General features: G+C 65.1%; 21 protein-coding genes and 1 other RNA gene. 12 read left to right on the top strand and 10 right to left on the bottom strand.

All coding sequences use genetic code 11. The features are described from left to right. Positions 1 to 403 precede the first annotated feature (403 nt). The 8 genes from I6L38_RS09270 to I6L38_RS09235 form a co-directional block, all read right to left on the bottom strand. On the bottom strand, positions 404 to 3,304 hold the full coding sequence (locus I6L38_RS09270) for a DUF748 domain-containing protein (protein WP_201881850.1): 2,901 nt from the start codon (positions 3,302 to 3,304) through the stop codon (positions 404 to 406). Between the two features lie 48 nt (positions 3,305 to 3,352). Then, complete coding sequence (locus tag I6L38_RS09265; RefSeq protein WP_043171664.1) at positions 3,353 to 4,114, bottom strand: ABC transporter substrate-binding protein; 762 nt, start codon at positions 4,112 to 4,114, stop codon at positions 3,353 to 3,355. A gap of 38 nt (positions 4,115 to 4,152) precedes the next feature. Continuing rightward, positions 4,153 to 4,575 carry a MerR family DNA-binding transcriptional regulator gene (locus tag I6L38_RS09260; RefSeq protein WP_005301493.1) on the bottom strand — a complete coding sequence of 141 codons (423 nt, stop codon included), beginning with the start codon at positions 4,573 to 4,575 and terminating at the stop codon, positions 4,153 to 4,155. Between the two features lie 11 nt (positions 4,576 to 4,586). Then, a complete protein-coding gene (locus tag I6L38_RS09255) occupies positions 4,587 to 5,543 on the bottom strand; it encodes a hydroxymethylglutaryl-CoA lyase (protein ID WP_043171665.1) in 957 nt (318 codons plus the stop codon). Further along, positions 5,540 to 7,504 carry a biotin carboxylase N-terminal domain-containing protein gene (locus tag I6L38_RS09250; RefSeq protein ID WP_043171667.1) on the bottom strand — a complete coding sequence of 655 codons (1,965 nt, stop codon included), beginning with the start codon at positions 7,502 to 7,504 and terminating at the stop codon, positions 5,540 to 5,542. The genes I6L38_RS09255 and I6L38_RS09250 overlap by 4 nt, the downstream gene beginning before the upstream one ends. A 109-nt stretch (positions 7,505 to 7,613) precedes the next feature. Further along, on the bottom strand, positions 7,614 to 8,453 hold the full coding sequence (locus I6L38_RS09245) for an enoyl-CoA hydratase-related protein (protein ID WP_043171668.1): 840 nt from the start codon (positions 8,451 to 8,453) through the stop codon (positions 7,614 to 7,616). A 9-nt stretch (positions 8,454 to 8,462) separates the two neighbouring features. Continuing rightward, positions 8,463 to 10,064, bottom strand: coding sequence for a carboxyl transferase domain-containing protein (locus tag I6L38_RS09240; RefSeq protein WP_043171669.1), 1,602 nt, complete (start codon positions 10,062 to 10,064; stop codon positions 8,463 to 8,465). Beyond that, positions 10,061 to 11,209, bottom strand: a complete 1,149-nt coding sequence (locus I6L38_RS09235) for an isovaleryl-CoA dehydrogenase (RefSeq protein ID WP_043171670.1) — start codon at positions 11,207 to 11,209, stop codon at positions 10,061 to 10,063. The genes I6L38_RS09240 and I6L38_RS09235 overlap by 4 nt, the downstream gene beginning before the upstream one ends. Before the next feature lie 246 nt (positions 11,210 to 11,455). Between I6L38_RS09235 and I6L38_RS09230 the strand changes: the two genes are divergently transcribed. The 9 genes from I6L38_RS09230 to ffs all read left to right on the top strand — a co-directional run bounded on the left by I6L38_RS09230 (position 11,456) and on the right by ffs (position 20,990). Further along, a complete protein-coding gene (locus tag I6L38_RS09230; RefSeq protein ID WP_043171671.1) occupies positions 11,456 to 12,967 on the top strand; it encodes a CoA-acylating methylmalonate-semialdehyde dehydrogenase in 1,512 nt (503 codons plus the stop codon). 80 nt (positions 12,968 to 13,047) lie between these two features. After that, entirely contained in the window at positions 13,048 to 14,205 is a 1,158-nt protein-coding gene (locus tag I6L38_RS09225) for an acyl-CoA dehydrogenase family protein (RefSeq protein WP_025201631.1), read from the top strand. Positions 14,206 to 14,328: 123 nt separating this feature from the next. Then, entirely contained in the window at positions 14,329 to 15,141 is an 813-nt protein-coding gene (locus tag I6L38_RS09220) for an enoyl-CoA hydratase (RefSeq protein WP_195878530.1), read from the top strand. Positions 15,142 to 15,200: 59 nt separating this feature from the next. Then, positions 15,201 to 16,304 carry an enoyl-CoA hydratase/isomerase family protein gene (locus I6L38_RS09215; protein ID WP_216989453.1) on the top strand — a complete coding sequence of 368 codons (1,104 nt, stop codon included), beginning with the start codon at positions 15,201 to 15,203 and terminating at the stop codon, positions 16,302 to 16,304. Between the two features lie 27 nt (positions 16,305 to 16,331). Beyond that, positions 16,332 to 17,252 (top strand): 3-hydroxyisobutyrate dehydrogenase, encoded by a 921-nt coding sequence (gene mmsB, locus I6L38_RS09210; RefSeq protein WP_216989452.1) that lies wholly within the window; start codon positions 16,332 to 16,334, stop codon positions 17,250 to 17,252. A gap of 71 nt (positions 17,253 to 17,323) precedes the next feature. Beyond that, a complete protein-coding gene (locus tag I6L38_RS09205) occupies positions 17,324 to 18,085 on the top strand; it encodes an SDR family oxidoreductase (RefSeq protein ID WP_042006412.1) in 762 nt (253 codons plus the stop codon). Positions 18,086 to 18,474: 389 nt separating this feature from the next. After that, positions 18,475 to 19,911 carry an arginine-ornithine antiporter gene (gene arcD, locus I6L38_RS09200; protein WP_010633821.1) on the top strand — a complete coding sequence of 479 codons (1,437 nt, stop codon included), beginning with the start codon at positions 18,475 to 18,477 and terminating at the stop codon, positions 19,909 to 19,911. 91 nt (positions 19,912 to 20,002) lie between these two features. Beyond that, the gene (locus tag I6L38_RS09195; protein ID WP_019840551.1) at positions 20,003 to 20,791 is read left to right on the top strand and encodes a sulfite exporter TauE/SafE family protein; all 789 of its coding nucleotides are present in this window, start codon (positions 20,003 to 20,005) and stop codon (positions 20,789 to 20,791) included. 102 nt (positions 20,792 to 20,893) lie between these two features. Next, an RNA gene (gene ffs, locus I6L38_RS09190) (signal recognition particle sRNA small type) lies at positions 20,894 to 20,990 on the top strand. Positions 20,991 to 21,399: 409 nt separating this feature from the next. Here ffs and I6L38_RS09185 read toward each other — a convergent pair. Continuing rightward, entirely contained in the window at positions 21,400 to 22,320 is a 921-nt protein-coding gene (locus tag I6L38_RS09185; RefSeq protein WP_216989451.1) for a LysR family transcriptional regulator, read from the bottom strand. Positions 22,321 to 22,443: 123 nt separating this feature from the next. Between I6L38_RS09185 and I6L38_RS09180 the strand changes: the two genes are divergently transcribed. Genes I6L38_RS09180 through I6L38_RS09170 form a run of 3 tightly spaced genes read left to right on the top strand, consistent with a single transcriptional unit; the run spans position 22,444 to position 25,034 of the window. Then, positions 22,444 to 23,361, top strand: coding sequence for an alpha/beta hydrolase (locus I6L38_RS09180; RefSeq protein WP_201880767.1), 918 nt, complete (start codon positions 22,444 to 22,446; stop codon positions 23,359 to 23,361). A gap of 49 nt (positions 23,362 to 23,410) precedes the next feature. Then, the gene (locus tag I6L38_RS09175; RefSeq protein ID WP_026141351.1) at positions 23,411 to 24,340 is read left to right on the top strand and encodes an alpha/beta hydrolase; all 930 of its coding nucleotides are present in this window, start codon (positions 23,411 to 23,413) and stop codon (positions 24,338 to 24,340) included. Positions 24,341 to 24,395: 55 nt separating this feature from the next. Next, entirely contained in the window at positions 24,396 to 25,034 is a 639-nt protein-coding gene (locus tag I6L38_RS09170) for an SDR family oxidoreductase (RefSeq protein WP_201880765.1), read from the top strand. Positions 25,035 to 25,082: 48 nt separating this feature from the next. On the opposite strand, the gene I6L38_RS09165 is transcribed toward I6L38_RS09170, so the two are convergent. Next, the gene (locus I6L38_RS09165; RefSeq protein WP_080761011.1) at positions 25,083 to 26,063 is read right to left on the bottom strand and encodes a LysR family transcriptional regulator; all 981 of its coding nucleotides are present in this window, start codon (positions 26,061 to 26,063) and stop codon (positions 25,083 to 25,085) included. Positions 26,064 to 26,209 lie beyond the last annotated feature (146 nt).

The raw sequence follows: 26,209 nt of genomic DNA, 5'->3' as shown, positions 1-26,209 counted from the left end.
GTATTTCCACCGCCAAGCCTGAGCACACCTGAGGCCAAAAAACACGCTCATATGCCATCAGACAAGAGGCGTCAATGACCGGTTCAATACAAACGACCTGACTGCCTGTCCGCGGCTTCGGCATGGTTGAGCAAGGGGTATTGTGCCGGGCGAGTGAGCTGACGAGGTGGATATCTGAAACAAGGGGTCAGGATGGGAGTGATAAAGCGTTGAACGCGAGCTTGGGTCCTGCAGTTGGCCTTATGCAGTGACGCAGATTGTTGCTGGATAGCCGAGAGGGCTGGCCGGATGAAGGGGGAAAGAAGGAACGCGGGCATGTGCTCGGCAACAGCCCTTGAAAGAAGGGCTCAATCCCAAAGAAGAGGGGGAATGGCATCCCCCTCATCCTGCTGATGTCACCGGCTCAATCGTCCAGGGTCAGTACCACCTTGGCCTCCTTGTCGGCCTCCTTGACCTGGCTGTCCAGCACAAACAGCCGCTCCGGCGCGATCCCCTGGCGGTCTACCAGAAACTCCTTGGTGTTCTGGGCGCGGCGCATGGCCAGATTGCGCAGGGACTTGGCGGTGATGAGCTGCTGATCCCGAAGCAGGATAACCGCCTGGGCGCGCAGGGCCGGACTCGCTTCATCGAGCTTCAGCCGATCGGCCAGATCCCCGAGATCTTCGTTGAAGCGCGCCTCATAGGCCTCTGCCAGTGCCGATTGCATGGCGGGGTCTTGCTCCAGCAGATCGAGATCCACCGGGTTGCCGGTGATCTTGGCCAGCACCCGCTCGAGCTTCTGGCGCTGCAAGATGGGGCGCTCTTCGTTGAAGTTGACCTTGCCGCGAATGTTCATGCTGAGCTTGGGTCTGTCCTTGAGGGCTTGCGCCAGTTTGGTCAGCTTCTCCTGCTGGGTGGGGGTGAGATCCGGCTCACCGGGCAGGAAGGGCAGCTCGTCCAGATCCTCGCTGCCACCCGCCAGGGAGGCGAGCAGCGAGAAGGGGGAGGTGACCGCCTTGCGCAGGGTGTTGCCGAGCACGTCCCAGAAGATGTTGCCGAGGCTGAAGTCAGGCTGATCCAGATTGCCCTTTACCTTCAGGTTCATCTGGATGACGCCGTTGGCATCGCTCAGCAGAGCAACCGCCAGCCCCAGCGGCAGATCCTTGGCCTGCTCGCTCTTGACCTTTTCCCCCAGCTGCAGTTTCTTGATGGTGATGTCGTTGTCCCCCTCCAGCCGGTTGCCGTGCAACTGGTAGTTGAGCTTCATGGAGAGCTGGCCCTTGTCGATGGCGTAACCGGCGTAGGTGCTGGAGTAGGGGGTGAAGGTGGTGAGCTCCAGGTTGTTGAAGGTGACGGCCACGTCCAGCACCGGCTGCTCGATCAGCAGGTTGGTGCCGCCGCGAATGGTTACTGGGGCGTAGCGGTCCACCTTGCCGTTGAAGGCCAGCTCGGAGCGCTGGCCCGGGATGTTGCTGATGTGGCGACTCTGGCCGCTGAGGGAAGCGATGTCCACCACGAATTCCGGGCTCAGGCTGCGATCGGCAAAGCGTAGGTTGCCCTGCTCGGTGCGCACCTGGGCGATGCTGACGCGGGGGGCCGGGCCGCTGCTGGCGGGCTTGGTCGTGGCTGGTTGCGGCAGCAGCAGTTGCTGCACGTTGGTGACCCTGTCCTCGTTGATCTCGATGCGGGCGAAGGGTTTGCGCAGCAGGATGTCGTCGATCTTCACCTGCTGGCTGATGCCGTCGTAGTGCAGGCCGCTCAGTTGCAGTTGCTCAATTTGCAGCAGGCGCTGGTTGTCGGCCCGATCCAGCACGTTGAGCCGATCGATATCGAGCCCGCCGCTCAGCTCCAGCTTGCTCAATGCCCCCTTGGCATCGGTGGCCAGCGCCAGCTTGGTGCGGCTGGCAAGCTGGCCGTCGCGCACACTGATGCGCAGCAGATCTTGCAGATAGGGCTGGGCCCAGCTGAGCGGCAGACCCTGTTGCTTGATCTCGCCGTTGAGGCTGAAGGGGGCGAGGGCGAGGTCGCCGTCAAAGTCCAGTTTTGCCTGGTTGTTGAGCGCCCCGCTCAAGGTGAGCGGGCTGCGCTGTCCGCTCTGACTGCCCAGCGGACCCAGGGCCAGCGTCAGGGCGGAGAGCTCGCGCAGCAGCGGCTTGCCGCTGCTCGATTCGGTCAGCTTGAGCTGGCCCTGTTCGATGCGGGTCTGCTTGAGGCTCCAGCGCCAGGGTTTGGCAGGGGCGGCCGGTTTGGCGGCTTTACTGGTTTTGACCGGCGGCTGCGGGATCTGCAGGGTCGCCAGATCCAGCTGCTGGTTGGCATCGAGCACGGCACTGACGGCCGGGGCCTTGAGCGTCACCCGGTCGATCTGCAGCGCCTGCTTGCTGCCGTCGAGCGCGATGCCGGTCAGCGCCAGCTGCTTGAAGCGGGCAAATTCGCCGCCCTTGCTGCGCTGAAGCTGCCAGTCATTGAGGGTCAGCTTGCCCTTGGAGAGTTGCCAGCCCAGCCCCTGCTTGCCCTCGGTTATCTGGTAGGCAAGCTCGGCGTTGGCCTCGCCCCTGGCAAGCTTGATATCGAGATAGGGGGCCCAGAGCGGGGCGAAGGGGGTGAGCGCCAGTTTGCCCAGGCTGATCTTGCCCTTGCCGGCGCCGCTCATGATGTCGAGCTCACCGCTCGCCTTGAGCGGACTCTGCTTATTGAGGGTGGCTCCGAGCACGAAAGGGTTGGCGCGGCCCGGAGCGGTGGAAAAGCGTGGCAATTGCAGGTCTAGCCCGCTCAGGGCCAGGGTGGGCACCCAGCCGGGGCTGCTCTGCTTGCGGCTGTCCTGATAGGTGATGTGACCCTGCTCGGCCGCCAGCCGGTTGACTTGCACCAGCAGGGGGGCGCCGCTGTCGGTGGTCGCGGCGTTACTCGGCGCGAGCAGGCTGGCCAGCGCCTCGGTCAGGTTGAAGCGAACGTCTTGGCCGCGATCCGCCAGTCGTACCAGATTGACCGTCGGCTTGACCAGCAGTGCCTCATCGAGGATCAGGGCGCGCTGGCGCCAGCTTTCCCCTATCAGGGGGGTGAGCTGCAAGCGATCGAAGGCGACGAGGGGCTGTTGCTGGTCATCGAACAGGGTGGTGGGGCCGATGGCGAGGGAGGGGTGGCGCAGGCCGATGTCAATCTCCCCCAGGGTCAGGTGCAGACCGTAGTGTTTGGCCAGCCAGGCCGGCAGGTGGCGCTGGGTGAGGGTGGGGGCTTGCCATAACAGAATGAGCAGAGAACAGAGCAGGGCGGCGCAGAAGTAGAGAGCGTAGCGCAGCAGGCGGGCACGCAGGGGCTTGGGCATGAGGGTCTCCAATTGATGCGCATAGGGTAACAAACTTTCAGGTCATTATCATGGTGCCACTTGATTCTGTACGCCGTACCTTGTCCAGAGGCTTGCCAGTTTTCCGCTCTTTTCAAGCGCATCCAGCCACAGCTCCAGCTGCTGCACCGAGACCCTGCTATCCGGGCTGAGCAGGGCTCGCAGCGCGTATTGCTGATCCCATTTGTCCGATCGCAGCAGTCGTGCGGCCTGTTTCGGCTGTTCTTTCTCGAACTGGTTGAGGTAGGAGAGGTTGATGATGGCCACCTCGCCGCGCCCCTTGAACAGCCCCTGCAGGGCGCTGACGTTGTCCTTGACCAAGGTGATGTTGAAGCGTCGCTTCATGTTGCCCGGTGTCGCGTCGAAATCGGCGATGCCGTAGTGATAGCCGCTGACGCCGATCAGCTGGCGTTGCTCCAGATGATCAAAGACAGTTTGATCCCGCCCCGGCGCCTTGAGCGCAACATAGATCTCTCCACCCAGCAGCAGCGGACGGGTCATCAGCACCTCATCGGCATGCCAGTCCCAATGGATGTCTTCAAACAGGATCAGGGAGAAACGACCGAGGGCCAGCGCCTGGTAGCGGTGAGTGGCGGAGGTGGGCACGAAGACGAAACGCACGTCCCGCTGGATGTCGTTGAGCTGGGCGATAAGATCCAGGGTCAGCCCGTGATAGCCGTCGTTCGCATCCTTGATCACAAAGGGGGCATAGGGGTAGCCGCCGACCCGGATCACAGGGTGGCCCCATGCCCCGCAGCAGAGCAGCAGCAACAACCAGCACCAGCGTTTCATCGGGGCTCCCGGAAGGGGGGAAATAACCCCAGATTCGGTTAATCTGCGCCAGTTTTCAAGCCGTTAAGGGAATTTACGCAGCGCTGCTCGGCCGCCTCCAGCTCGGCCATCACCATCTGGATATCCTCCAGCTGCTGGCGCAGGGAGTGGCGCTTGGTTTCGATGAGCTGGATCATGGAGTTGAGCTGGGTCTTGCTGGATCGGTCGGTGTCATACATGTCGAACAGCTCGCGGATCTCCGCCAGGCTGAAGCCGAGGCGCTTGCCGCGCAGGGTCAGCTTTAGGCGGATCTTGTCCTTGTGGCTGTAGATGCGGGTCTGCCCCTCCCGGGTCGGGGTGATGAGCCCCTCGTCCTCGTAGTAGCGGATGGTGCGCGGGGTGATGTCGAACTCGTGAGCCAGCTCGGAGATGCTGTAGGTCACCTCCTTGCCGGCGAGTCCGTGGGCGAGGGTATTGGGCATGGCGGGGCTCCTTAATGCGGGGATGGCTGGCACAGCCGCGTGCGCAGCCGCTCGGCGTTGGCGTGCAGGGCCCGGCCGACCCGAGAGCCGTTGGGGCGGCCGAGCTGCTCGCTCACCCACTGACCGGTGGCGGCCAGCTTGTCGAGATCGACGCCTGTACTCATGCCAAGGCCGTGCAGCAGGTAGACCACCTCCTCCGAGGCGACGTTGCCGGAGGCGCCGGGGGCATAGGGGCAACCACCGAGCCCGGCCACCGAGCTGTCGATGGTGCGGATGCCGCGCTCCAGCGCCGGCAGCAGGTTGGCCAGCCCCTGGCCATAGGTGTCGTGAAAATGGACCGCCAGCCGGCCGGCCGGGATCTCGTGCAGCACCGCATCCAGCATGGGGGCCACCGTGCCAGGGGTGCCGACGCCTATGGTGTCGCCGAGGGATATCTCGTGGCAGCCCAGATCCAGCAGTCGCTCGGCCATGGCGGCGACCCGCTTGGGCCGGGTCGGGCCATCGAACGGGCAGGCGATGACGGTGGAGAGGTAGCCGCGCACCTTGATGCCGAGGCTGCGCGCCTCCTGCACCAAGGGGGCGAAGCGCACCAGCGACTCCTCCACGCTGATGCCGATGTTGGCCCGGGTAAAGCCGTCCGAGCAGGCGGTAAAGAGGCCTATCTCGTCGGCGCGGGCGGCGATGGCGGCCTGCAGCCCCTGCAGATTGGGCACCAGGGCGCCGTAACGGGTTGCAACCTTGCGCGGCAGGGCGTCGAACAGTGCGGCGGAATCCGCCATCTGCGGCACCTTTTTGGGTGACACGAAAGCGCCCACCTCGATGCGCTGCAGCCCGCTCTCGGCCAGGCGGGCGATGAGCTCCAGCCGCTGCACCAGCGAGAGGGTCGCGGCCTCATTCTGCAGGCCGTCCCGCGGCCCCATCTCCACCAGGCTGACCTTGTCGTCCCGGTTCTCCTGTGCTCGGTTCATGAACGCACCTCCTGCCCGGTCTGCTCTTCGGCAAAGCGCACCAGCACGGCGCCCTGACTCACCTGTTCGCCCTGGCGGCACTGCAGCGCTTCGATCACCCCATCCCGGTCGGCCTTGAGGACGTGCTCCATCTTCATGGCCTCCAGCACCAGCAGGGGCTGCCCCTTACTGACCGGCTGGCCGGCCTCGACCTGCAGCGCCACCACTATGCCGTGCATGGGGGCCAGGATGCCGGCGGCGCCGCCCACCTGGTGATCATGGTGCAGCTGATGATGCTGATCATCGGCCGAGAAGCGGATACGCCTGCCCGCCAGTTGCAGCAGATAGTCGCCCTCGCCGAGGGACTGCAGCGGGTAGCGCAGCCAGTTGCCGTCCTGCTGCAGGCGTATGTGATCCGGCCCAAGCTCGAACGGGATCTGTTCACCCTGCCAGAGCAGGGCGCCGGCTTGCTCGGTGAGGGTCAGCACGCGGGCCTCCTCGTCGATGCGCACCGCTGCGCTGAAGCTGCGGTTGGGGCCGAGCCGAAAGCCTGTTGCCTGCTGCCAGGGGGAGGCATCGCGCTGGCGACTGGCGAGCCAGAGGGCGGCGAGCGGCCAGGCGAGCGCCGGAACGGGCAGAGTATCGGTGGGAATGGGCCACTGGGTGTGGTGGCCCATCGCCAGCACCTCTGGCTCTTCGCACAGGCGCAGCAAGAGCGGACCGTTGTGCACCAAGGGGCCGAGCTCCAGCGCCGCCAGCGCGTCGGCCAGGCTGGCAAAGGCTTCGCTGCGACTCGGTGCATGGGCGATCAGCTTGGCGATCATGGGGTCGTAATAGGGGCTTACCGCATCGCCGGCGCTGACCCCGGTATCGATGCGCACTCCTTTGGGCCAGCTGAGCCACTGGATGGGGCCGCTGGCGGGCAGAAACCCGGCGGCCACGTCTTCGGCGTAGAGGCGCGCCTCCACCGCGTGGCCGCGCAGCACCACCTCCTCCTGGGTGAGTGGCAGCGGCTTGCCTTCGGCCACCGCCAGCTGCCAGGCTACCAGATCCTGGCCGGTGACGGCCTCGGTGACCGGGTGCTCCACCTGCAGCCGGGTGTTCATCTCCATGAAGAAGAACTCCTCCCCGCACAGCAGAAATTCGATGGTGCCGGCTCCTCGATACTTGATGGCGCGGGCGGCGGCGACGGCCGCCTCGCCCATGGCACGGCGCAGCGCCGGAGGAATGTCGGGGGCGGGGGCCTCCTCGATCACCTTCTGGTGGCGGCGCTGCAACGAGCAGTCCCGATCCCCCAGATAGATGGCGTTGCCGAGGGTATCGGCAAACACCTGCACCTCTACGTGGCGGGCGCAGGCGAGATAGCGCTCCAGCAGCACATGGTCGTCACCGAAGGCAGAACTTGCCTCCCGCTTGACCGCTGCCAGGGCCGCGTCAAAGTCGGCCAGCTGATCGACCCGGCGCATCCCCTTGCCACCGCCGCCACTGGCCGCCTTGATAAGGAGCGGAAAGCCCACCTGGCTCGCCTGATCGCGCAAAAAGTCGGGGTGCTGATCCGCGCCGTGATAACCGGGCAGCACCGGCACGCCGGCGGCCTGCATCAGCGCCTTGGCACCGGACTTGTCGCCCATGGCGAGGATGGCGGCGCCGCTTGGCCCGATGAAGCGCAAGCCCCGCTGCTCGCAGGCGGCGGCAAAGTCGCTGTTCTCGGAGAGGAAACCGTAGCCCGGGTGGATGGCGTCGGCGTTCGCCTCTTTGGCAATCTTCAGCACCTTGCCGGTGTCGAGGTAGCTCTCCCGGGCGGGGGCCGGCCCCAGATGCCAGGCTTCGTCGGCTTCGCGCACATGCATGGCGCTGGCGTCGGCGTCCGAGTAGAGGGCGATGGTGTGAATGCCGAGGCGCCGGGCGGTCTTGATGATCCGCACGGCGATTTCGCCACGATTGGCGATCAGCAGACGCTTGATTGGAGCGTGATGGGTCATGCTGGCTCCCTGTCGTTCAAGGCGCACAAGTGCGAAGCGTGTTGATCCACACGCCAGTTATATTGACCACAGCTGGCGATCAGCAGGTGCTTGATGGGGTGGTATTGAGTCATGTCTCATCCTTGAAACGGGGACGCCAGCTGGGGGAGCGTTTGTCGAAGAAGGCTTGCATCCCCTCCTGGGCTTCGAGACCGACCCGTACCCGGGCGATGGTCTCGACGGTTTTCTCTTCGTGCAGGCTGGCGCTGTGGCTCTCGAGGGCGGCCAGCAGCCGCTTGGTCTCTTTCATCGCCTCTGGCCCGTTGCGGCACAGACGCAGGGCCTGCGCGCGTCCTTCGGCCAGCAGCTGATCCGGCGGGCAGCGCCGGTGCGCCACGTTGAGGCGGCAGGCAGTGACCGCATCGAACGGGTCGGCGCTGAGCATCAGGGCACGGGCCTGGCGCATTCCCATGGCGCGCACCACGTAGGGACTGATCACCGCGGGCACCAGCCCGAGGCTCACCTCGGAGAGGCAGAAGCGGGCGTCATCGGCGGCCAGCACCAGATCGCAGGCACAGACCAGGCCAAGCGCTCCGCCATAGGCGGCCCCCTGCACCAGCGCCACCGTGGGGAAAGGAAGCTCGTCCAGGGTTTGCATCAACCGGGCCAGTACCCGGGCGTCTTCCCGGTTGTGCTCGAAATCGGCATGGGCCTGGTTGCGCATCCAGTTAAGATCGGCGCCGGCGCAAAAATGCTTGCCTTCGGCGCGCAGCAGCAAGGCGTGGGGGCGGTCGGCGAGGGCCTGGCCGTGGGTGTGGGCCAGCTCGTCGAGGCAGTCCAGCAGCCCCAGCATGAGGTCGGCGTCAAAGGCGTTGTGGCGGGCCGGGCGCGACAGCACCAGCTCGGCCAGCGGGCCGTGTCGCTCCAGCCGAAAACCGGGCTGAATGTCGTGACTGAATGGATCGGACATGTGAACTCCTTACATCCGGAAGATGCCGTACTGTTCCGGGCCGGTCTCGGCCCCCTGACAGGCCGCCAGCGCCAACGCCAGCACGGTGCGACTCTGGGCCGGGTCGATGACGCCGTCATCCCATAGGCGAGCGCTGGCGTAGTAGGGGTGACCCTGACGCTCATACTGCTCGATCACCGGGGCGCGGATGGCGGCCGCCTCCTGCTCGCTCAACGGCTTGCCCTCGGCGGCCAGCTTGTCCCGGCGCACCTGCACCAGCACCCCGGCTGCCTGCTCGCCTCCCATGACGGAGATGCGGCTGTTGGGCCAGCTGAACAGAAAATCGGGGTCGTAGGCGCGCCCGCACATGCCGTAGTTGCCGGCGCCAAAGCTGCCGCCGACGACCAGGGTGATCTTGGGCACCCGGCTGCAGGCCACCGCGGTGACCAGCTTGGCACCGTGCTTGGCGATCCCTTCGCGCTCAGCCGAGCTGCCCACCATAAAGCCGGTGATGTTCTGCAAAAAGAGCAACGGGATGGCGCGCCGGTTGCAGAGCTGGATGAAGTGGGCTCCCTTCTGGGCGCTGTCGCTGTGCAGCACCCCGTTGTTGGCGAGGATCCCCACCGGCATGCCGCAGATCCGGGCAAAACCGGTCACCAGGGTGGTGCCGAACAGCGCCTTGAATTCGTCAAAGTCAGAGCCATCCACCAGTCGGGCGATCAGCTCCCGTGCGTCATAGGGGCGCTTGAGGCTGGTGCCCACCAGGCCGTAGAGCTCCTCGATGGGGTAGCAGGGGGACTCGTAGCCGGGGTTGGTCTCTACCGGCTCATTGCCCAAGTGGGTCACCAGAGTGCGGGCGATGGCCAGGGCATGGGCATCGTCGCGGGCCATGTGATCCGCCACCCCGGAGTGGGCGCAGTGCACCTCGGCGCCGCCCAGGGCCTCGGCGCTGATCTCCTCGCCGGTGGCCGCCTTGACCAGCGGCGGGCCCGCCAGAAAGATGGTGGCCTGCTCCCTGACCATGATGGACTCATCCGCCATGGCGGGCACGTAGGCACCACCGGCGGTGCAGAGCCCCATCACCACCGCCAGCTGCGGGATGTTCTGGGCCGACATGCGGGCCTGGTTGTAGAAGATGCGGCCAAAGTGATCCCGGTCGGGGAACACCTCGTCCTGCATCGGCAAGAAGGCGCCGCCGGAATCCACCAGATAGAGGCAGGGGAGGCGCAGCCGCTCGGCAATGGCCTGGGCGCGCAGGTGCTTTTTCACCGTGAGCGGGTAGTAGGTGCCGCCCTTCACGGTAGCATCGTTCACCACCAGCATGCACAGGCGCCCAGAGACCCGGCCGATACCGGTGAGGATGCCGGCGGCGGGCACCGGCTCGTCATAGACCTGCCAGCCGGCCAGCGCCGAGAGCTCGAGAAACGGGGAGCCCGGGTCTAACAACTGGTTGATGCGCTCGCGGGGCAGCAGCTTGCCGCGGGCCTGATGGCGGGCGTTGTTGGCCGCGCCGCCGCCCAAGGCTATCTCCTCCAGGCGGGCATTGAGATCGTCGACCAGGGCCTGCATGGCGGCCTGATTGGCTTCGTAGTCGGGACTGGCGGTGTCGAGACGGGAGTGGAGCCTGCTCATGCATTATCCCCCATCAGCTCGCGACCGATGAGCCAGCGGCGGATCTCCGAGGTGCCGGCGCCTATCTCGTAGAGCTTGGCGTCCCGCAGCAGGCGGCCGGTGGGGTATTCGTTGATGTAGCCGTTGCCGCCGAGCAGCTGGATGGCATCGAGCGCCATCTGGGTGGCATTTTCGGCGGCAAACAGGATGGCGGCGGCACAATCCTTGCGGCTGGTGCGGCCCTGATCGCAGGCGCTCGCCACCGAATAGACCAGCGCCCGGCTGCTGGCGAGGCGGGTATACATGTCGGCAAGCTTGCCCTGCACCAGCTGGAACTCACCGATGGCCTGGCCGAACTGCTTGCGCTCGCGCACATAGGGCAGCACCACGTCCATGCAGGCCTGCATGATGCCGAGCGGGCCGGCCGCCAGCACCACTCGCTCGTAATCGAGCCCGCTCATCAACACCTTGACCCCGCCGTGCAGGGGGCCCAGCAGGTTTTCCTGCGGCACCCGGCAGTTGTCGAACACCAGCTCGCAGGTGCTGGAGCCGCGCATGCCGAGCTTGTCGAGCTTCTGGGCGGTGGAAAAACCTGGGGTCTCCGCCTCGACGATAAAGGCAGAAATCCCTTTGGGCCCAGCGGCGGGATCCGTCTTGGCATAGATGACGAAGGTGTCGGCATCGGGCCCGTTGGTGATCCACATCTTGTTGCCGTTCAGCACGAAGTGATCCCCCTCGCGCACCGCAGTGAGGCGCATGCTCACCACGTCGGAGCCGGCGCCTGGCTCGCTCATGGCGAGCGCCCCCACATGCTCGCCGCCCACCAGCGGCGGCAGGTAGCGCGCTTTCTGCGCCGCCGTGCCGTGGCGGTGGATCTGGTTGATGCAGAGGTTGGAGTGGGCGCCGTAGGAGAGGCCGACCGAGGCGCTGGCGCGGCTCACCTGCTCCATCACCAGCACGTGGGCCAGATAGCCGAGGCTCACCCCGTCATACTCCTCCGCCACCGTGATGCCGTGCAGCCCCAGCTCACCCATCCGGGGCCAGAGATCGCGGGGGAAGATGTTGCTCTGATCGATGTCGCCGGCCCGCGGCGCGATCACTTTCTGGCAGAAGGCCTCGACCTGCTCGGTCAGGGCGCACAGGGTCTCGTCCATCACTGCATGCATCCTTGCTCTCCTCATATGAAGGGGGTGACAGCCTGGCGGCCGAGCCGAAACAGGGGGCCAAACTGGTCAGTCCATTTGTGATTTAAGTTTACGTTAGCGTAAACGTAAATTGATTGTTAGTCTAAGGTAAATTTGTTGCGCCATGACGGCAAGGACGATTGCCCGGTCGTGATGGTCCCCCGTCACAGGAGTGCTCATGGCCCGCCCGCAAACGGCCCATGATGTGCCAGCAAGGAGAGAGTGCCCATGAACAACCATCAGACCCGGTTCGGTGACGTGCCGCTGCACATCGGCGGGGAGGCGTACCCTTCCGCGAGCGAACAGTGGATCGAGGTGACCGACCCGGCGGATCAGAGCCTGCTGGCGCGAGTGCCAAAGGCCACTTCGGCAGAAATTGCGCTGGCGGTGCGCACCGCTCACGACGCTTACCTGCTGTGGCGAGAGGTGCCGGCCTCCGAGCGGGCCCGGGTGATGTTCAACTACCAGCATCTGTTGAAGACGCATCACGACGAGCTGGCGGCCCTGCTGGCTCAGGAGACCGGCAAGAACCTGGCGGATGCCAAAGGGGATGTGTGGCGCGGCATCGAGGTGGTGGAGCAGGCCTGCGCCATCGCCAGCCAAACCCTGGGGGAGACCATGGGCAACGTGGCCCGCCGGGTCGACGGCCACTCCTGGGTGCAACCGCTCGGGGTCTGCCTTGGCATCACCCCCTTCAACTTTCCGGCCATGATCCCGCTCTGGATGTTCCCGTTGGCGGTGGCCTGCGGCAACGGCTTCGTACTCAAGCCCTCCGAGCAGGATCCGCTCACCCCCATGCGCCTGGCCGAGCTGTTTGCCGAGGCGGGGGCCCCCCGGGGCATTCTGTCGGTGGTGCACGGCGGCGCCGAGCAGGTGGATGCCCTGCTGGCCCATCCCGACATCAAGGCGGTCAGCTTTGTCGGCTCGGCCCGGGTCGGCGGCCACGTCTATCGCAGCGCCACTTCCCAGCTCAAGCGGGCCCAGTGCTTTGTCGGTGCCAAGAACCACATGGTGATCATGCCGGATGCCAACAAGGCGCAGGTGCTGAGCAACCTGGTGGGGGCCGGGGTCGGCGCCGCCGGTCAGCGTTGTATGGCCATCAGCGTGGCGGTGTTCGTGGGGAGCGCCCGGGAGTGGATCCCCGAGCTTGCCGCCGAGTTTGCCAAGGTGAAGCCCGGTGTCTGGCACGATCCCGAAGCCGCCTACGGCCCCCTTATCAGCCCGGAGGCCAAAGTCAGGGTGGAGGGGCTTATCGAGGCGGGGATCGCCGAGGGGGCCGAGTGCCTGCTGGACGGCCGCTTCTGCGACGTGCCCGGCTACCCGGTGGGCAACTGGGTGGGGCCGACCCTGTTTCGCGGCGTGACTCCCGAGATGCGTATCTACAAGGAGGAGATCTTCGGGCCCGTGCTGGCCTGCCTCGAGGTGGCGAACCTCGATGAGGCGCTCGCCCTCATCAACGACAACCCCTACGGCAACGGCACCTCCATCTTCACCGGCTGCGGCGCCGCCGCCCGCAAATTCCGTCACGAGGTGGCGGTGGGCCAGGTGGGGATCAACGTGCCCATCCCGGTGCCGCTGCCGTTCTTCTCCTTCACCGGCTGGCGCGGCTCCTTCTACGGGGATCTGCACGCCTACGGCAAGCAGGCGGTGCGTTTTTACACCGAGACCAAGACGGTGACCGAACGCTGGTTCGACGAAGACATCCCGACCGGCCCCAACATGACCATCCAGCTGCGCTGACGGCAGGATGCCGCCCGGGTTGTCCGGGCGCCCAATTGACAGACACGGAACGACCGAACAAGTAAAAGGAAGCAAACAAGATGGATTTTAACCTGACCCCGGATCAGCAGGCCTATGTGGAGGCCGCCAGCGCTTTTGCCGAGGAGGCGCTCAAGCCCCACGCCGCGCGATGGGACAAGGAACATGAGTTTCCCGTCCCCACCATCAAGCAGGCGGCGGCGCTCGGCTTTTGCGGCCTCTACACCCCGGAGCAGTATGGCGGCCTCGGCCTGCCGAGACTCGATGCCAGCCTTATCTTCGAGCGCCTCGCCATGGGCTGCACCTCTACCACCGCCTATCTGACCATCCACAACATGGTGAGCTGGATGCTGGGCAGCTGGCTGCCTGCCGAGGTGGCCGAGGAGTGGGTACCCAGGCTGGCCAGCGGCGAGCTGCTGGGCTCTTATTGCCTCACCGAGCCGGGGGCCGGCTCCGATGCGGCGGCCCTCAAGACCCGCGCCGTGCGCGATGGCGAGGATTACGTCATCGATGGCAGCAAGGTGTTCATCTCGGGTGCCGGCAGCACCGACGTGCTGGTGGTGATGGCCCGCACCGGTGGCGAGGGGGCGAAGGGGATCTCCGCCTTCATGGTGCCGGCCCAGACCCCCGGCGTGAGTTACGGCAAGGCGGAGGAGAAGATGGGCTGGAACAGCCAGCCGACCCGGGAGGTGAACTTCAGCGCCGTGCGCATTCCCGCCCGTTACCGGCTGGGGCAGGAGGGCGAGGGGTTCAAGTTCGCCATGCAGGCACTCGATGGCGGGCGCATCAACATTGCCACCTGTTCGGTCGGCACCGCCCAGCAGGCCCTCGACGATGCCCTGGCCCATGTGCAGCAGCGCCAGCAATTTGGCCACCCGATCAGCGAATTCCAGAGCGTGCAGTTCCGCCTGGCCGACATGGCCACCGAGCTCGCGGCCGCCCGGCTGCTGGTACGTCAGGCGGCCGCGAGACTCGATGCTGGCGCGCCGGACAAGAGCGCCTGGTGCGCCATGGCCAAGCGCTTTGCCACCGATGTGGGCCACCGCATCTGCGACGACGCCCTGCAACTCTTTGGCGGCTATGGTTATATCCGCGAGTACCCGCTCGAGCGCTACCTGCGCGATACCCGGGTTCACCGCATTCTGGAAGGGACGAATGAAGTGATGCGGCTCATCATCGCCCGCCGTCTGCTGGCCGAGCCCGGTCTGGCGCTGGAGTAGCGAGAGGGTACAGCCCTGACGACGCGGTTGGCGTGACGCGTCGTCAGGCTTTGTGAGCCAGCCGCAGGTCGGCTCCATTCAACCCTGTCATCATGGGGCAGGTTTTTTGACAAGGACAACGCAATGACAAGGATCAGGCTCGAATATCACGGTCACGTGGCCTACATCACCCTCGACCATCCTCCCGCCAACACCTGGACGCTCGCCAGCCTGCAGGCCTTCTTGCAGATGATGGTGGAGCTCGACGGCCGCCCCGACGTGGTGGCGCTGGTGATCCGCGGGGCCGGGGACAAATTTTTCTGTGCCGGCGCCGATCTCAACATGTTTGCCGACGGCAACCTGGAACACGCCCGCGAAGTGGCCGAGGCCTTTGGCCGCGCCTTCGAGGCGCTGGCCCGTTTTCATGGCGTCAGCATCGCCGCCATCAACGGCTACGCCATGGGGGGGGGTCTCGAGGTAGCGCTGGCTTGCGACATCCGCATCGCCGAGCAGCAGGCCAAGCTGGGCCTGCCGGAGGCCTCGGTGGGCTTGCTGCCCTGCGCCGGCGGTACCCAGCGCCTCACCGAACTGGTGGGACCGGGCTGGGCCAAGCGGATGATCCTCTGCGGCGAGAAGGTGAGCGCCACCCTGGCCTACGAGATGGGGCTGGTGGAGGAGGTGGTGAAGGAGGGCCACGCCTGGGAGGCGGCGCACCAGATGGCCCAGCTGGTGGAGCGCCAGAGCCCGAGCGCCCTGCGCGCCTGCAAGACCCTCATCAATCAGGGGCGCAGCGGCCATCGGGACGCGGCGCTGCCGCTCGAGCGCAGCCTGTTCCTCACCCTGTTTGAGGATGCCAACCAGCGCGAAGGGGTGGCCGCCTTCCTCGAGAAACGGGCCCCGCGCTGGCACTACGACCAATCGAAGCCTGTGAAGAGTGAGGGAGTGAAGGATGAATGAGGTAATGATGGCGGCCCGCCGTGTCGCAGGGGCTGATACCCGGTCTGCGGAGGCTAGCCATGAGTGAGCCTGTGCGCATCGATACCCTCCCCACGGCGGATGGTCGCCACATCGGCATGCTGACCCTGGCCAGCCCCGCCTCCCTCAATGCCCTGAGCCTTGAGATGATCCAGTTGTTGCAGGCAGCGCTGACCCGCTGGGAGCAGGACCCGGCCATCGTCTGCGTGCTGCTGCAGGGGGCCGGCGAGAAGGCGTTTTGCGCCGGCGGCGACATCCGCTCTTTTTATTACCGCAAGCAGGAGGCGAGCGAGTCGGCACTGTTCGGCTATGCTCGCGACTTCTTTGAGCAGGAGTACCGGCTCGATCACCACATCCATTGCTACGGCAAGCCCCTCATCTGCGTGGCGGACGGCATCTGCATGGGGGGCGGTATCGGCCTCTTTGCCGGGGCCGGTTTTCGGGTGGTGACCGAGAAGAGCCTGTTCGCAATGCCGGAGGTGACCATAGGCCTCTACCCCGACGTGGGGGCCAGCTGGTTTTTGAGCCGCATGCCAGGCCGGCTCGGGCTCTGGCTCGGTCTCACCGGGGCCCGCTTCAACGGGGCGGACGCCATCGGTCTGGGTCTGGCGGATCACGCCATGGCGAGCCACGAGCGGGCGGAGCTGCCGGCGCGCCTCGCCGCCCTCGACTGGTCCGGCGCTGTCGATGCCAGCGAGCAGATCGAGGGACTGCTGGCCGGTTTGCAGCAATCTCTTGGCCAGACGCTGCCGGCCCCCGTGCTCTTGCCCCACCAGGCCCGCATCGATGCGCTGTTGGCGGGACGCACTTTGGAGGGAGTGATGACTAGGTTGCGCGAGGCTGAACTTGGCGATGCGAATCTAGTTCAAGCGTGGGCAAATTGCTTAGACGGCAGCCCCATCAGCCGCGCCATCCTCTGGCGCCAGTTCTGGCAGGCTCGGCGCCAGTCCCTGGCCGAGGTGTTTGCCGACGAGTTGACCCTCTCGGTCAACTGCGTGCTCAGAGGGGACTTCGTGGAAGGGGTGCGGGCCCTGCTCATCGACAAGGACAAATCCCCCCGCTGGCAGGCCCCGCAGACTGGTGAGGCCTGGCTGGATGCCTTCTATCGTTGGCCCGAGGGGGACAACCCCTTGCGCCCCCGTTGACGCGGGATCACACACAAGGAACAGACCATGACAAGGATTGGATTTATCGGGCTTGGCAACATGGGGGGCCCCATGGCCGCCAACCTGGCCAGGGCGGGGCACACAGTGCAGGTGTTTGATCTGGTGGCCGAGAGCCTGGCCCGCGCCATCGAGGCTGGCTGCATCGCTGCCGGTGATGCCCGCGAGGCAGTGAGCGGCTGCGAGCTGGTGATCAGCATGCTGCCGGCGGGGGAGCATGTGCGCAGCCTCTGGTTGGGTGAAAGCGCCGGTGAGCGGGGCGGGCAGGATCTGCTGGCGGCCCTGCCGCACGGCGCCCTGGTCATCGACTGCTCCACCATAGACGTGGCCTCGGCCCGCCAGGTGGGGGCGGCGGCGCAGGCGCGCGGCATCCGTTTTCTCGATGCTCCGGTGTCGGGAGGGGTGGCCGGCGCGGCGGCGGGGACGCTGACCTTCATCGTCGGCGGCGAACAGACGGATTTTGAGGCGGCCAAACCCGTGCTCGCCTGCATGGGGCAGAACCTGTTTCACGCCGGGGCGCTCGGCGCCGGCCAGATCGCCAAGATGTGCAACAACATGCTGCTTGCCATCCACATGGCGGGCACTGCGGAAGCGCTGGCGCTCGGGGTCAAGGAGGGGCTGGATCCGGCCGTGCTCTCCACCATCATGGGCAAGAGCTCGGGCAACAACTGGAGTCTCGAGCGCTACAACCCCTGGCCCGGGGTGATGGAGAACGTGCCGGCGTCGCGCAACTATCAGGGGGGCTTCATGACCCGGCTGATGGTCAAAGACCTGGGGCTCGCCATGGCCTTGGCCGAGCATGCCCACAGCGCCGTGCCCATGGGGGCGCTGGCGCGCAACCTGTTCAACCTGCACGCCACCAAGGGGCAGGGGGCCCGGGATTTTTCCAGCATCGTCGAACTTTATCTGGACAAAACAGAGCCGGGTTAAGGGCTGCTATCTACCTTTTTACCCGATAGTCTTTGACTCGATAGTCACCGGCCATCTCACCAGGAGCATTTATGGATATCAAACAAAAAGTCATCGCCATCACGGGGGCGGGCAGGGGGCTGGGCCGCGCCATTGCCCTGAGTCTGGCGGAACAGGGGGCGCAGCTTGCGCTCATTGACGTCAACCGCACCGATCTGGAGGTGACCGAGGCGGAGGTGCGCAGCCGTGACGGCCGCTGCGCCCTGTTCGTCTGCAACGTGGCCAGCGAGCCGGAGGTCGAGGCGACCTTCGCCGCCATCAAGGATCAGTTCGGGGCCCTGCACGGCCTCGTCAACTGCGCCGGCATACTGCGGGACGGCATGCTGATCAAGGTGAAGGAAGGGTTGCTTGCGGAGAAGATGAGCCTGGCCCAGTGGCAGAGCGTCATCGACGTCAACCTCACCGGCACCTTCCTGTGCGGGCGCGAGGGGGCGGCGCTGATGGCCACCGGCGGGGAGGGGGGCGTCATCATCAACATCTCCTCCATCGCCCGCGCCGGCAACATGGGCCAGAGCAACTATGCCGCCAGCAAGGCGGGGGTGGCCTCGCTGGTGGTCACCTGGGGGAAGGAGCTGGCCCGCCACGGCATCCGGGTGATGGGCATCGCCCCCGGGGTCTTCGCCACCGACATGACGGCGGCGATGAAGCCCGAAGCCATGGCCCGCATGCAGCAGGCCATCCCGGTGGGGAGCCTCGGGCAGGCGGCGCAGCTGGCTCAGACTGTGCATTTTATTCTCGCCAATGACTATCTGTCGGGGCGGATGATCGAGCTCGACGGCGGCTTGCGCCTCTAGATTCCGGCTCTCTTTTGCAGATGCCCCTGGCCCTCGGTGCAGGGGCATTTTTATTGAAACGTTTGTCAGCAGTCAGGTTTGCCGAGCTCGGCTGCAAGCTGCATTCTCATGCAGGTCTTATCCGCAAAAAGGGGGCTCAGGTCATGGAAAAATGTGAAATATCAACGGGTCTTTCTTAATTTGAACCAGCTCACAGGCCCCCGGGGTCAGTGCTGTAAAATTGCGCGCGGTCAAGGCGGTGCATGATTGACGGTACGAGGGATTGCGGTCGGAATAGTCATGCAATATAGTTGCCGCCTTTTTCACGGGGTACGGATTTCTAGCCCCTCCCATATTGCGCGCAGTATGAATACGGACGCTCTGCCGCCGCCTAATTAAACAGGATTGAGATGGACAAGAAACTGGGGCTTGGCGCCCTCATCTCGCTGGTGATCGGCTCCATGGTCGGTGCCGGGGTCTTCAGTCTGCCGCAAAACATCGCCGCTCATGCCAGTGCCGGGGCCGTCGCTTTGGGATGGGCCATCACAGGTATCGGCATGATCTGCCTCGCGCTGGTGTATCAGAATCTCTCCATGCGTCGCCCGGATCTCGATGGCGGCATCTTCAGCTATGCCAAGGCCGGTTTCGGCGATTTCATCGGCTTCAACGCCGCCTGGGGCTACTGGCTCTGCCAGCTGCTGGCCAACGTCTCCTACGCCATCGTGGTGTTCAGCGCCCTCAGCTACTTCTTCGACACGCCGGACAACGTCATCTTCGGTGACGGCAACACCCCGGTGGCCATCACGCTCGCCTCCATCCTCATCTGGTCGGTACACGCCCTGGTGCTGCGCGGCATCCAGGTGGCGGCGCTGGTGAACATCGTCACCACCATCGCCAAGATGGTGCCCCTCATCGTCTTCTGCGTGGCCATCCTGCTCGCTTTCAACATGGATACCTTCACCCTGGACATCTGGGGTCAGGGCACGCCTGAGCTGGGTTCGGTGATGGATCAGGTCAAGTCCACCATGAAGGTGACGCTCTGGGTCTTCATCGGTATCGAGGGGGCCGTGGTGGTCTCCGCCCGTGCCCGCCATCGCAAGGACGTAGGCCGTGCCACCGTGCTGGCACTGCTGGGTGCCCTGACGCTCTACGTCATGGTGACCCTGTTCTCGCTGGGGGTCATGAACCAGCCGCAACTGGCGGCCCTCAAGAACCCCTCCACCGCCATGATCCTGGAAGCCGTGGTCGGCCCCTGGGGCGCCTGGCTCATCAACATCGGCCTGGTCATCTCTGTGATGGGGGCCCTGCTGAGCTGGACCGTGCTGGCGGCGGAAGTGCCCTACATCGCGGGCAAGACCGGCGTCTTCCCCGGCTGGTTCGCCAAGGAGAACAAGAACGGCTCGCCGCAGGTGTCGCTCTGGTGCTCCACCTGCCTGGTACAGACCTTCCTCATCATCATCTACTTCCAGAGCAGCACCTATCTGGCGCTGGTCAACATCGCCACCTCGGCGGCGCTGGTGCCCTACGTCTTCTCCGGCGCCTACGGGCTGAAGCTGGCGTTGAAAGGGGAGACCTACGCAGGTCAGCCCCATCAGCGCAAGCGCGACCTGTTCCTGGCGCTGGTGGCGACCGTCTATGGCTGCTGGCTGGTCTATGCCGCCGGGGTCGAGTACCTGCTGCTGGTGGCGCTGCTCTACAGCCCCGGCATCTTCATCTACTGGAAGGCGCGCCAGCACCATGGGCTGCGCGGCCTCAACCGGCTGGAGCAGGGGATGACGGCGGCCCTGCTCGGTTGCGCCGTGCTGGCCTTCTACAAGGTGATGGACGGTACCATTCCCTTGAGTTAACCGGCACAATGAAGAGATGGCCCAAGGGCCATCTCTTTTTTTATGTGCTGCACACGACTCGGTGCGCGGCAGAGCCTCGGAAGGAATTTTTATGCTGTTTATGGGTTATCTGCTGCTGGGGGCATTCGCCGGCATGCTGGCGGGATTGTTCGGCATCGGCGGCGGTCTCATCATAGTGCCCGTGCTGGTACTGAGCTTTCACGCCCAGGGGGTCGCCCCCGACATCATTACCCATCTGGCACTCGGCACCTCGCTGCCCACCATGATCTTCACCGGCTTCAGCTCCCTGCGCGCCCATCAGGAGGCCGGGGCGGTGGACTGGGTGATGATCCGCCGGCTTGGCGCCGGCATGCTGATCGGGGCCTGGCTCGGCGGCATGACCGCCAATCTGCTCAGCGCCAGCACCCTCAACATCATCATCGGCTGCTTCGCCTGGACCATGGCGCTGCAGATGGGGCTCAACCTCAAGCCCAAGGCGGAGCGCCATCTGCCGGGGGCGCTCGGCACCGGCATCGCCGGCACCCTCATCGGCTGGATGTCGGCACTGTTTGGCATCGGTGGCGGCTCGCTGACCGTGCCTTATCTGAGCTGGAACAGCGTGCCGATGCGCAACGCCGTGGCGGCCTCCGCCGCCTGCAGCATGCCCATCGCCCTGGCAGGCAGCCTCAGCTACCTCTACGCCGGCTGGGGCAACCCGGATCTGCCAGAGTGGAGCCTGGGTTACATCTATCTGCCGGCGCTGCTTGGCATAGTGCTCACCAGTACCCAGTTTGCCCGGGTGGGGGCCAAGCTGGCGCACCGACTCTCTCCCCAGCGGCTCAAGCAGGCGTTCGCCCTGTTGATGCTGCTGGTGGGGGCCAAATTCATGCTGTTTAGCTGAACCCTTGGCCAGATTGTTGAAAAATAAGGCGAACGGCATGAGCGAGGGCAGAAAGCCGTTGCATTGATGGGCCAGTTTGCCTATTCTCCTCGCCGGTGGTCCTATTGGTCCTCTCGCATTGATAACCCGTCGACCTGGTCAGGACCGGAAGGTAGCAGCCAAGGCGGGGGACTCGAGTGCCGGGATGTGGCTGGTAGGGCCACCACTTGTTTCTGCAATTCAATAAGTTACCTATCAATCTCTCTTCAGACCTCTTGGTCATCCACTTGATGTGGATGAGCCTGGCGTCTTCATCCCATATTTCCGATTCTCTGCCGCAAGCTCTCAGGTGCGACCGCAAGGTGGCTCTGGCGTCCAGCGCAAACGTCCTCTTGATCTTCCACGTAGTTCCCTTGGGATCATGTTTCCCTCAGTCACTGCCCGTGGCCTCTATTGCCATTGCATTCTCTTTGTTCTCACCACGCTACAACCCCTTTTTGAAAGAGAAGGGCTTGCCGTACGCCTACGCCCAAGTGCAGGAAAGCGCCAGACCGTCGGCAAGCCCGAGCACTGACTGGTGGCGCGTGAACCACTTGCTGGCCTGACGGGCAACGGCCAGCACTGGGGGATCAGGACAGCAGCGCTCGCTTCTCGATCAGGAAATCCATCAGCGCCCGGATCTTGGCCGGCATCTGGGCCCGCGACGGCACATAGAGATAAAACCCAGGGAAGGGGGGGCACCAGGGGGCGAGTACCCGCACCAGTGAGCCGTCACTCAGGTGCTGGCGCACCCGCAGATCCAGGTGTTTGACCAACCCCACCCCCTGCAGGGCCGCCTGCAGCATGCTGTCGTCGTCGTTGAACACGGCGTTGCCCTTGGGATCGACGATCTGAGTGTGCTGCTCCTCATCGGGGGAGGTAAACGACCAGCGGTCTATGGTATTGCTGGAGGTAAAGCGGTAGGCCAGGCAGTTGTGCCGGGTGAGATCGCCCGGGGTCTGCGGCGTGCCATGCTGCCTGAAATAGTCGGGTGAGCCGACGATGGCCATGGTCAGAGGGGGGGTGATAGGCACCGCCACCACGTGTTCATCCAGGCTCTCCCCCAGGCGAATGCCGGCATCCATCCCGTCGGCGATGATGTTGGAAAACCCGTCCGCCATCACCAGCTCCAGCCGCAGCTTGGGATGGCGCGCCAGAAACTCACCCATGTGGGGCTCGAGCAGCAGCCTGGCGGCGATGCGCGAACTGTTGATGCGAATAAGTCCCGAGGGCTCGAGGTGGGAGTCATTGAGCTCGCTCACCACCCGCTCGATGGCCGTGAGGGAGGGTTGCAGCACATCCAGCAGGCGCCGCCCCTCCTCGGTCAGCGACATGTCGCGGGTGGTGCGGTTGAGCAGCCGCACCTGCAGCTTCTGCTCCAGCCCCTTCAGGTGTTGGGAGAGGGCGGCGCGGGTCACCCCCATCTCGGTGGCGGCCTTGGTGAAGCTGCGGTGACGGGCGATGTGGGCAAACCACGTCAGTGACGCGACGAGTGAAGGTTCTATGGGCATTTGTTTAGCCTGGCTAATCAGTCATGTCTGGATAGGTGCGTATATCTAGCTCAATAGACTTACTACTATGTGCTTGAACTCGCGTCAACCAAGACGATCTAGAACCTAACGGAGAGCCCGACCATGTCCCACGTCACCTTCCCCAATCGCAACGGCCAAGGCATCACTATGGCTGCCATCCTTCACTTCCCGCCGCACTTCAATGAGCGCAAGCAGTACCCGGCGGTCGTGGTCTCCCACCCCGGCGGCGGGGTGAAGGAGCAGACCGCGGGCCTGTACGCCAGCAAGCTGGCCGAGCAGGGCCTCATCGCCATCGCCTTTGACCGCTCCTATCAGGGCGAGAGCTCGGGCGAGCCGCGTCAGCTGGAGAACCCCCATGTCAGCACCGAGGACGTCAGCGCCGTGGTGGACTACCTGACCACGCTGCCCTATGTCGATCAGCACAAGATCGGGGCCATGGGCATCTGCGCCGGTGCCGGCTACAGCGCCAATGCCGCCATCCAGGATCGCCGTATCAAGGCGCTCGGCATGGTCAGCGCGGTCAACATCGGCCAGATGTTCCGCAATGGCTGGGACAACAGCGTCAAGGATGCCGATGCCATGGGCTATCTGGACTTCGGCTCCCAGGCGCGCACCACGGATGCGTCAGGCACCGCCTACGCCACCATCCCCTTGGCGCCCCTGCGTGAAGAGGATGCCCCCAACGAGGAGCTGCGCGAAGCCTGGGAGTACTACCATACCCCGCGCTGCGAGCACCCCAACGCGCCGGGCTTTGCGCTGACCCGCAACCTGAACCAGATCATCACCTACGACGCCTATCACAAGGCCGAGGCCTTCCTGACCCAGCCCATTCTGGCGGTGGCTGGCAGTGTGGCCGGCAGCAAGTGGATGAGCGATGACCTGCTGGAGCGCGCCGCGAGCACAGACAAGACCCTGCATGTGGTGGAGGGGGCCAATCACATGTCCCTCTACGATGTGCCCCGCCATGTCGACGAGGCCGTCGCCAAGCTGGCCCCCTTCTTCCTGCGAACCCTGAACTAATCGGCCCGCGAGAGGGGGAGGCCCCTCTCGCTTATCGAGGAGCATCATCATGAGCCATGTATTGAACCTGACCTATCAGAACCTGGGCTGGCAGACGGCGGCCGACCTCTACCTGCCGCCCGATTTCGACGAGCAAAAGCGCTACCCGGCCATCGTCAGCACCCACCCCATCGGCAGCTGCAAGGAGCAGACCGCCGGCAATGTCTACGCCAAGGGGATGGCCGCGGCAGGGTTCGTGGTACTGGTGCCCGACGCCAGCTTCCAGGGCGCCAGCGGCGGTGAGCCGCGCTTTATCGAGGATCCGGCCATTCGGGTCTCCGACATCCGCTTCGCGGTGGACTATCTGCAATCCCTGCCTTATGTGGACAACGATCGCATCGGCGCCATCGGCGTGTGCGGCGGCGGCGCCTACACCATCCATGCGGGCATCACGGATCACCGCCTCAAGGCGCTGGTCTCCATCACCGGGGTCAACTATGGCCGCCTGATCCGTGAAGGCTTCGCCCAGTTCAAACCTCTTGAGCTGGCCCAGAGCATCGCCCGGATGCGCACGGCGCAGGCACAAGGTGACGCCACTGAGCCCGCCGAACTGCTGCCAGAGTCCGTGGCGGCGGCCACCGCGGCAGGCATCACCGACATCGACGTGCTGGAGGCCACCGAGTACTACAAGACGGCGCGCGGTCAGCAGCCCCATGGCGCGACCCGCCAGCTGATGTCCTTCACCGGCGCCGCCATGGGGTGGGATGCCTTCCTCCATGCCGAGGTGCTGCTGACCCAGCCGCTGATGGTGGTGATCGGCGACAAGGCAGGGGGCTTTGGGGCCTATCGTGATGGTTGGGAGATCTACGGCCGCGCCGCCTCCACCGACAAGCACATCGTCGTGGCCGAAGGCTGGTCCCACTACGACCTCTACGACAAACCCGAGCCGGTGGCCATCGCCATGGCAAGCGTGGTGCCCTTCTTCCAGCGCACCCTGTGATCCCGCGGTGGGGGCATCCCCGCCCATTCAAGCGACAAACGAAAGGTCAACCGATATGCGAAACGTATTGATCCTCGGCGCCAGCGGCCAGATAGCCCGGTGGGTGGTCAAGGGGCTCGCCGGGCAGGGCGACCTCCGCCAGACCTTGCTGCTGCGCGATCCCAGGAAATTGAGCGGCCGTGAGCCGGCCAACGCCAGGGTGGTGATCGGCAGCGTGCTGGACAAGCCGCTGCTCAAGGAGGCGATGGCAGGACAAGAGATCGTCTACGCCAACCTCAGTGGCGACAACCTGGACAAGCAGGCCCAGGCGATCATCACCGCCATGCAGGCCGCCGGAGTGAAGCGCCTGGTCTTCGTGCTGTCGCTCGGGATCTACGACGAGGTGCCCGGCAAGTTCGGCGAATGGAATCGCGGCATCATCGGCGAGGAGCTTAAACCCTACCGGCGCGCGGCGGACGCCATCGAGGCATCGGGGCTGGATTACACCATCTTGCGCCCGGCCTGGCTGACCGATGAGGATGAAGTGGATTACGAGCTGACCGCCAAGGGCCAGCCCTTCTTGGGCACTGTGGTGTCGCGCAGGAGCGTGGGGGAGCTCATCACCCGGATCCTGGTCTCGCCCGAGCTGCATCTGGGGGAGAACCTTGGCATCCACCAACCCGGCAGCGAGGGCGACAAGCCGTACTTCATGTAAGGGAAGGCCTGGGCGCTGGTCTGCGGCGCCGGGACGGGGGCGCGGGCGTCATGTCGCTTGCAGCGACGCCATGCCGGCCCGATGGGCCTGCTCCAGTTCATCCAGGTCGAGCACATAGGCGCGGTTGTCCGCGAGGCTGGCGATCGCCAGATCGATGAAGTGGCGCACCCGGGCGGGCTGGGCGGCGCGACTGCCGTAGTAGAGAAACAGGCCGAGCCTCTGGGTCATGTGCTCGAGCAGCAAGGGCACCAGGCGGCCGGCGCGGATATGCGCCGCCGCCGTCGGCCCGGCTAGCTGGCCGATGACATCGCCGGCCAGTACGGCCCCCAGCTCCACCATCTCGTCGTTGGTGGAGAGTGCCGGGCGCACCGGATGCTCCTGCAATTCGTCCCCCATCTTGACGTACCAGGGGATCAGGCGTCCGTTGCCGGCGTGGCGAAAGGCACTGCAGCGATGCAGGGCAAGATCGTGCAGGGTGAGGGGTACGCCATATTTGCGCAGATACGCGGGGGCGGCGCAGATGATGAGCTGCATGGGGAACAGGCGGCGCGCGATCAGCCCCTCCTGGGGCGAGATGCCGATGCGCAGCCCCACATCGACCCGCTCCTCCACCCAGTTGCCGACCCTGTCATCGAGCCGGATATCCGGCTGCACATCGGGATAGCGGCGGCAGTACTCCTCCAGCAGCGGCCCTATGACCGTCTGCACCACGGAGCGCGGGCCCACTATTCGCAGCGGGCCGGCGAACTCCTCACGGGTCTGGCGCGCCGCCGTCAGGGCCTGTTGCAGGCCGAGCAGGGCAGGCTGCGCCGCCTCCAGAAATCGTTGCCCCTCTTCGGTCAGCGACATGCTGCGGGTGGTGCGATGAAACAGGCGTACCCCCAGATAGCTTTCCAGCTGCCCGAGCGCCTTGCTGGCGGCCTGGGGAGAGATCTGCTGGGCCTCGGCCGCCTTGCTGAGGCTGCCCAGCTCGGCCGTGTGTACGAAGGTGGTGATGGAGCGCAATTCGTTGATCATGGTCTGGCTCATGGATTTACATCATTTGGTTGTAACTGATTCCGCCATTTACCGTCTAGTTCGATGTTTATCCCATCTCTATAGTGCGTCCATCGACCGCGCCAGCCTTTAGCGCTTGACTCCCCTTCGGGTTGGTTGAGACAAGGGGCTGTGCATCC

Source organism: Aeromonas sp. FDAARGOS 1408, from assembly GCF_019048665.1.
Classification (GTDB): Bacteria; Pseudomonadota; Gammaproteobacteria; order Enterobacterales; family Aeromonadaceae; genus Aeromonas; species Aeromonas dhakensis.
Note: the sequence above shows the minus strand (reverse complement) of the source record. Positions and strands in the feature narration are given on the sequence as shown.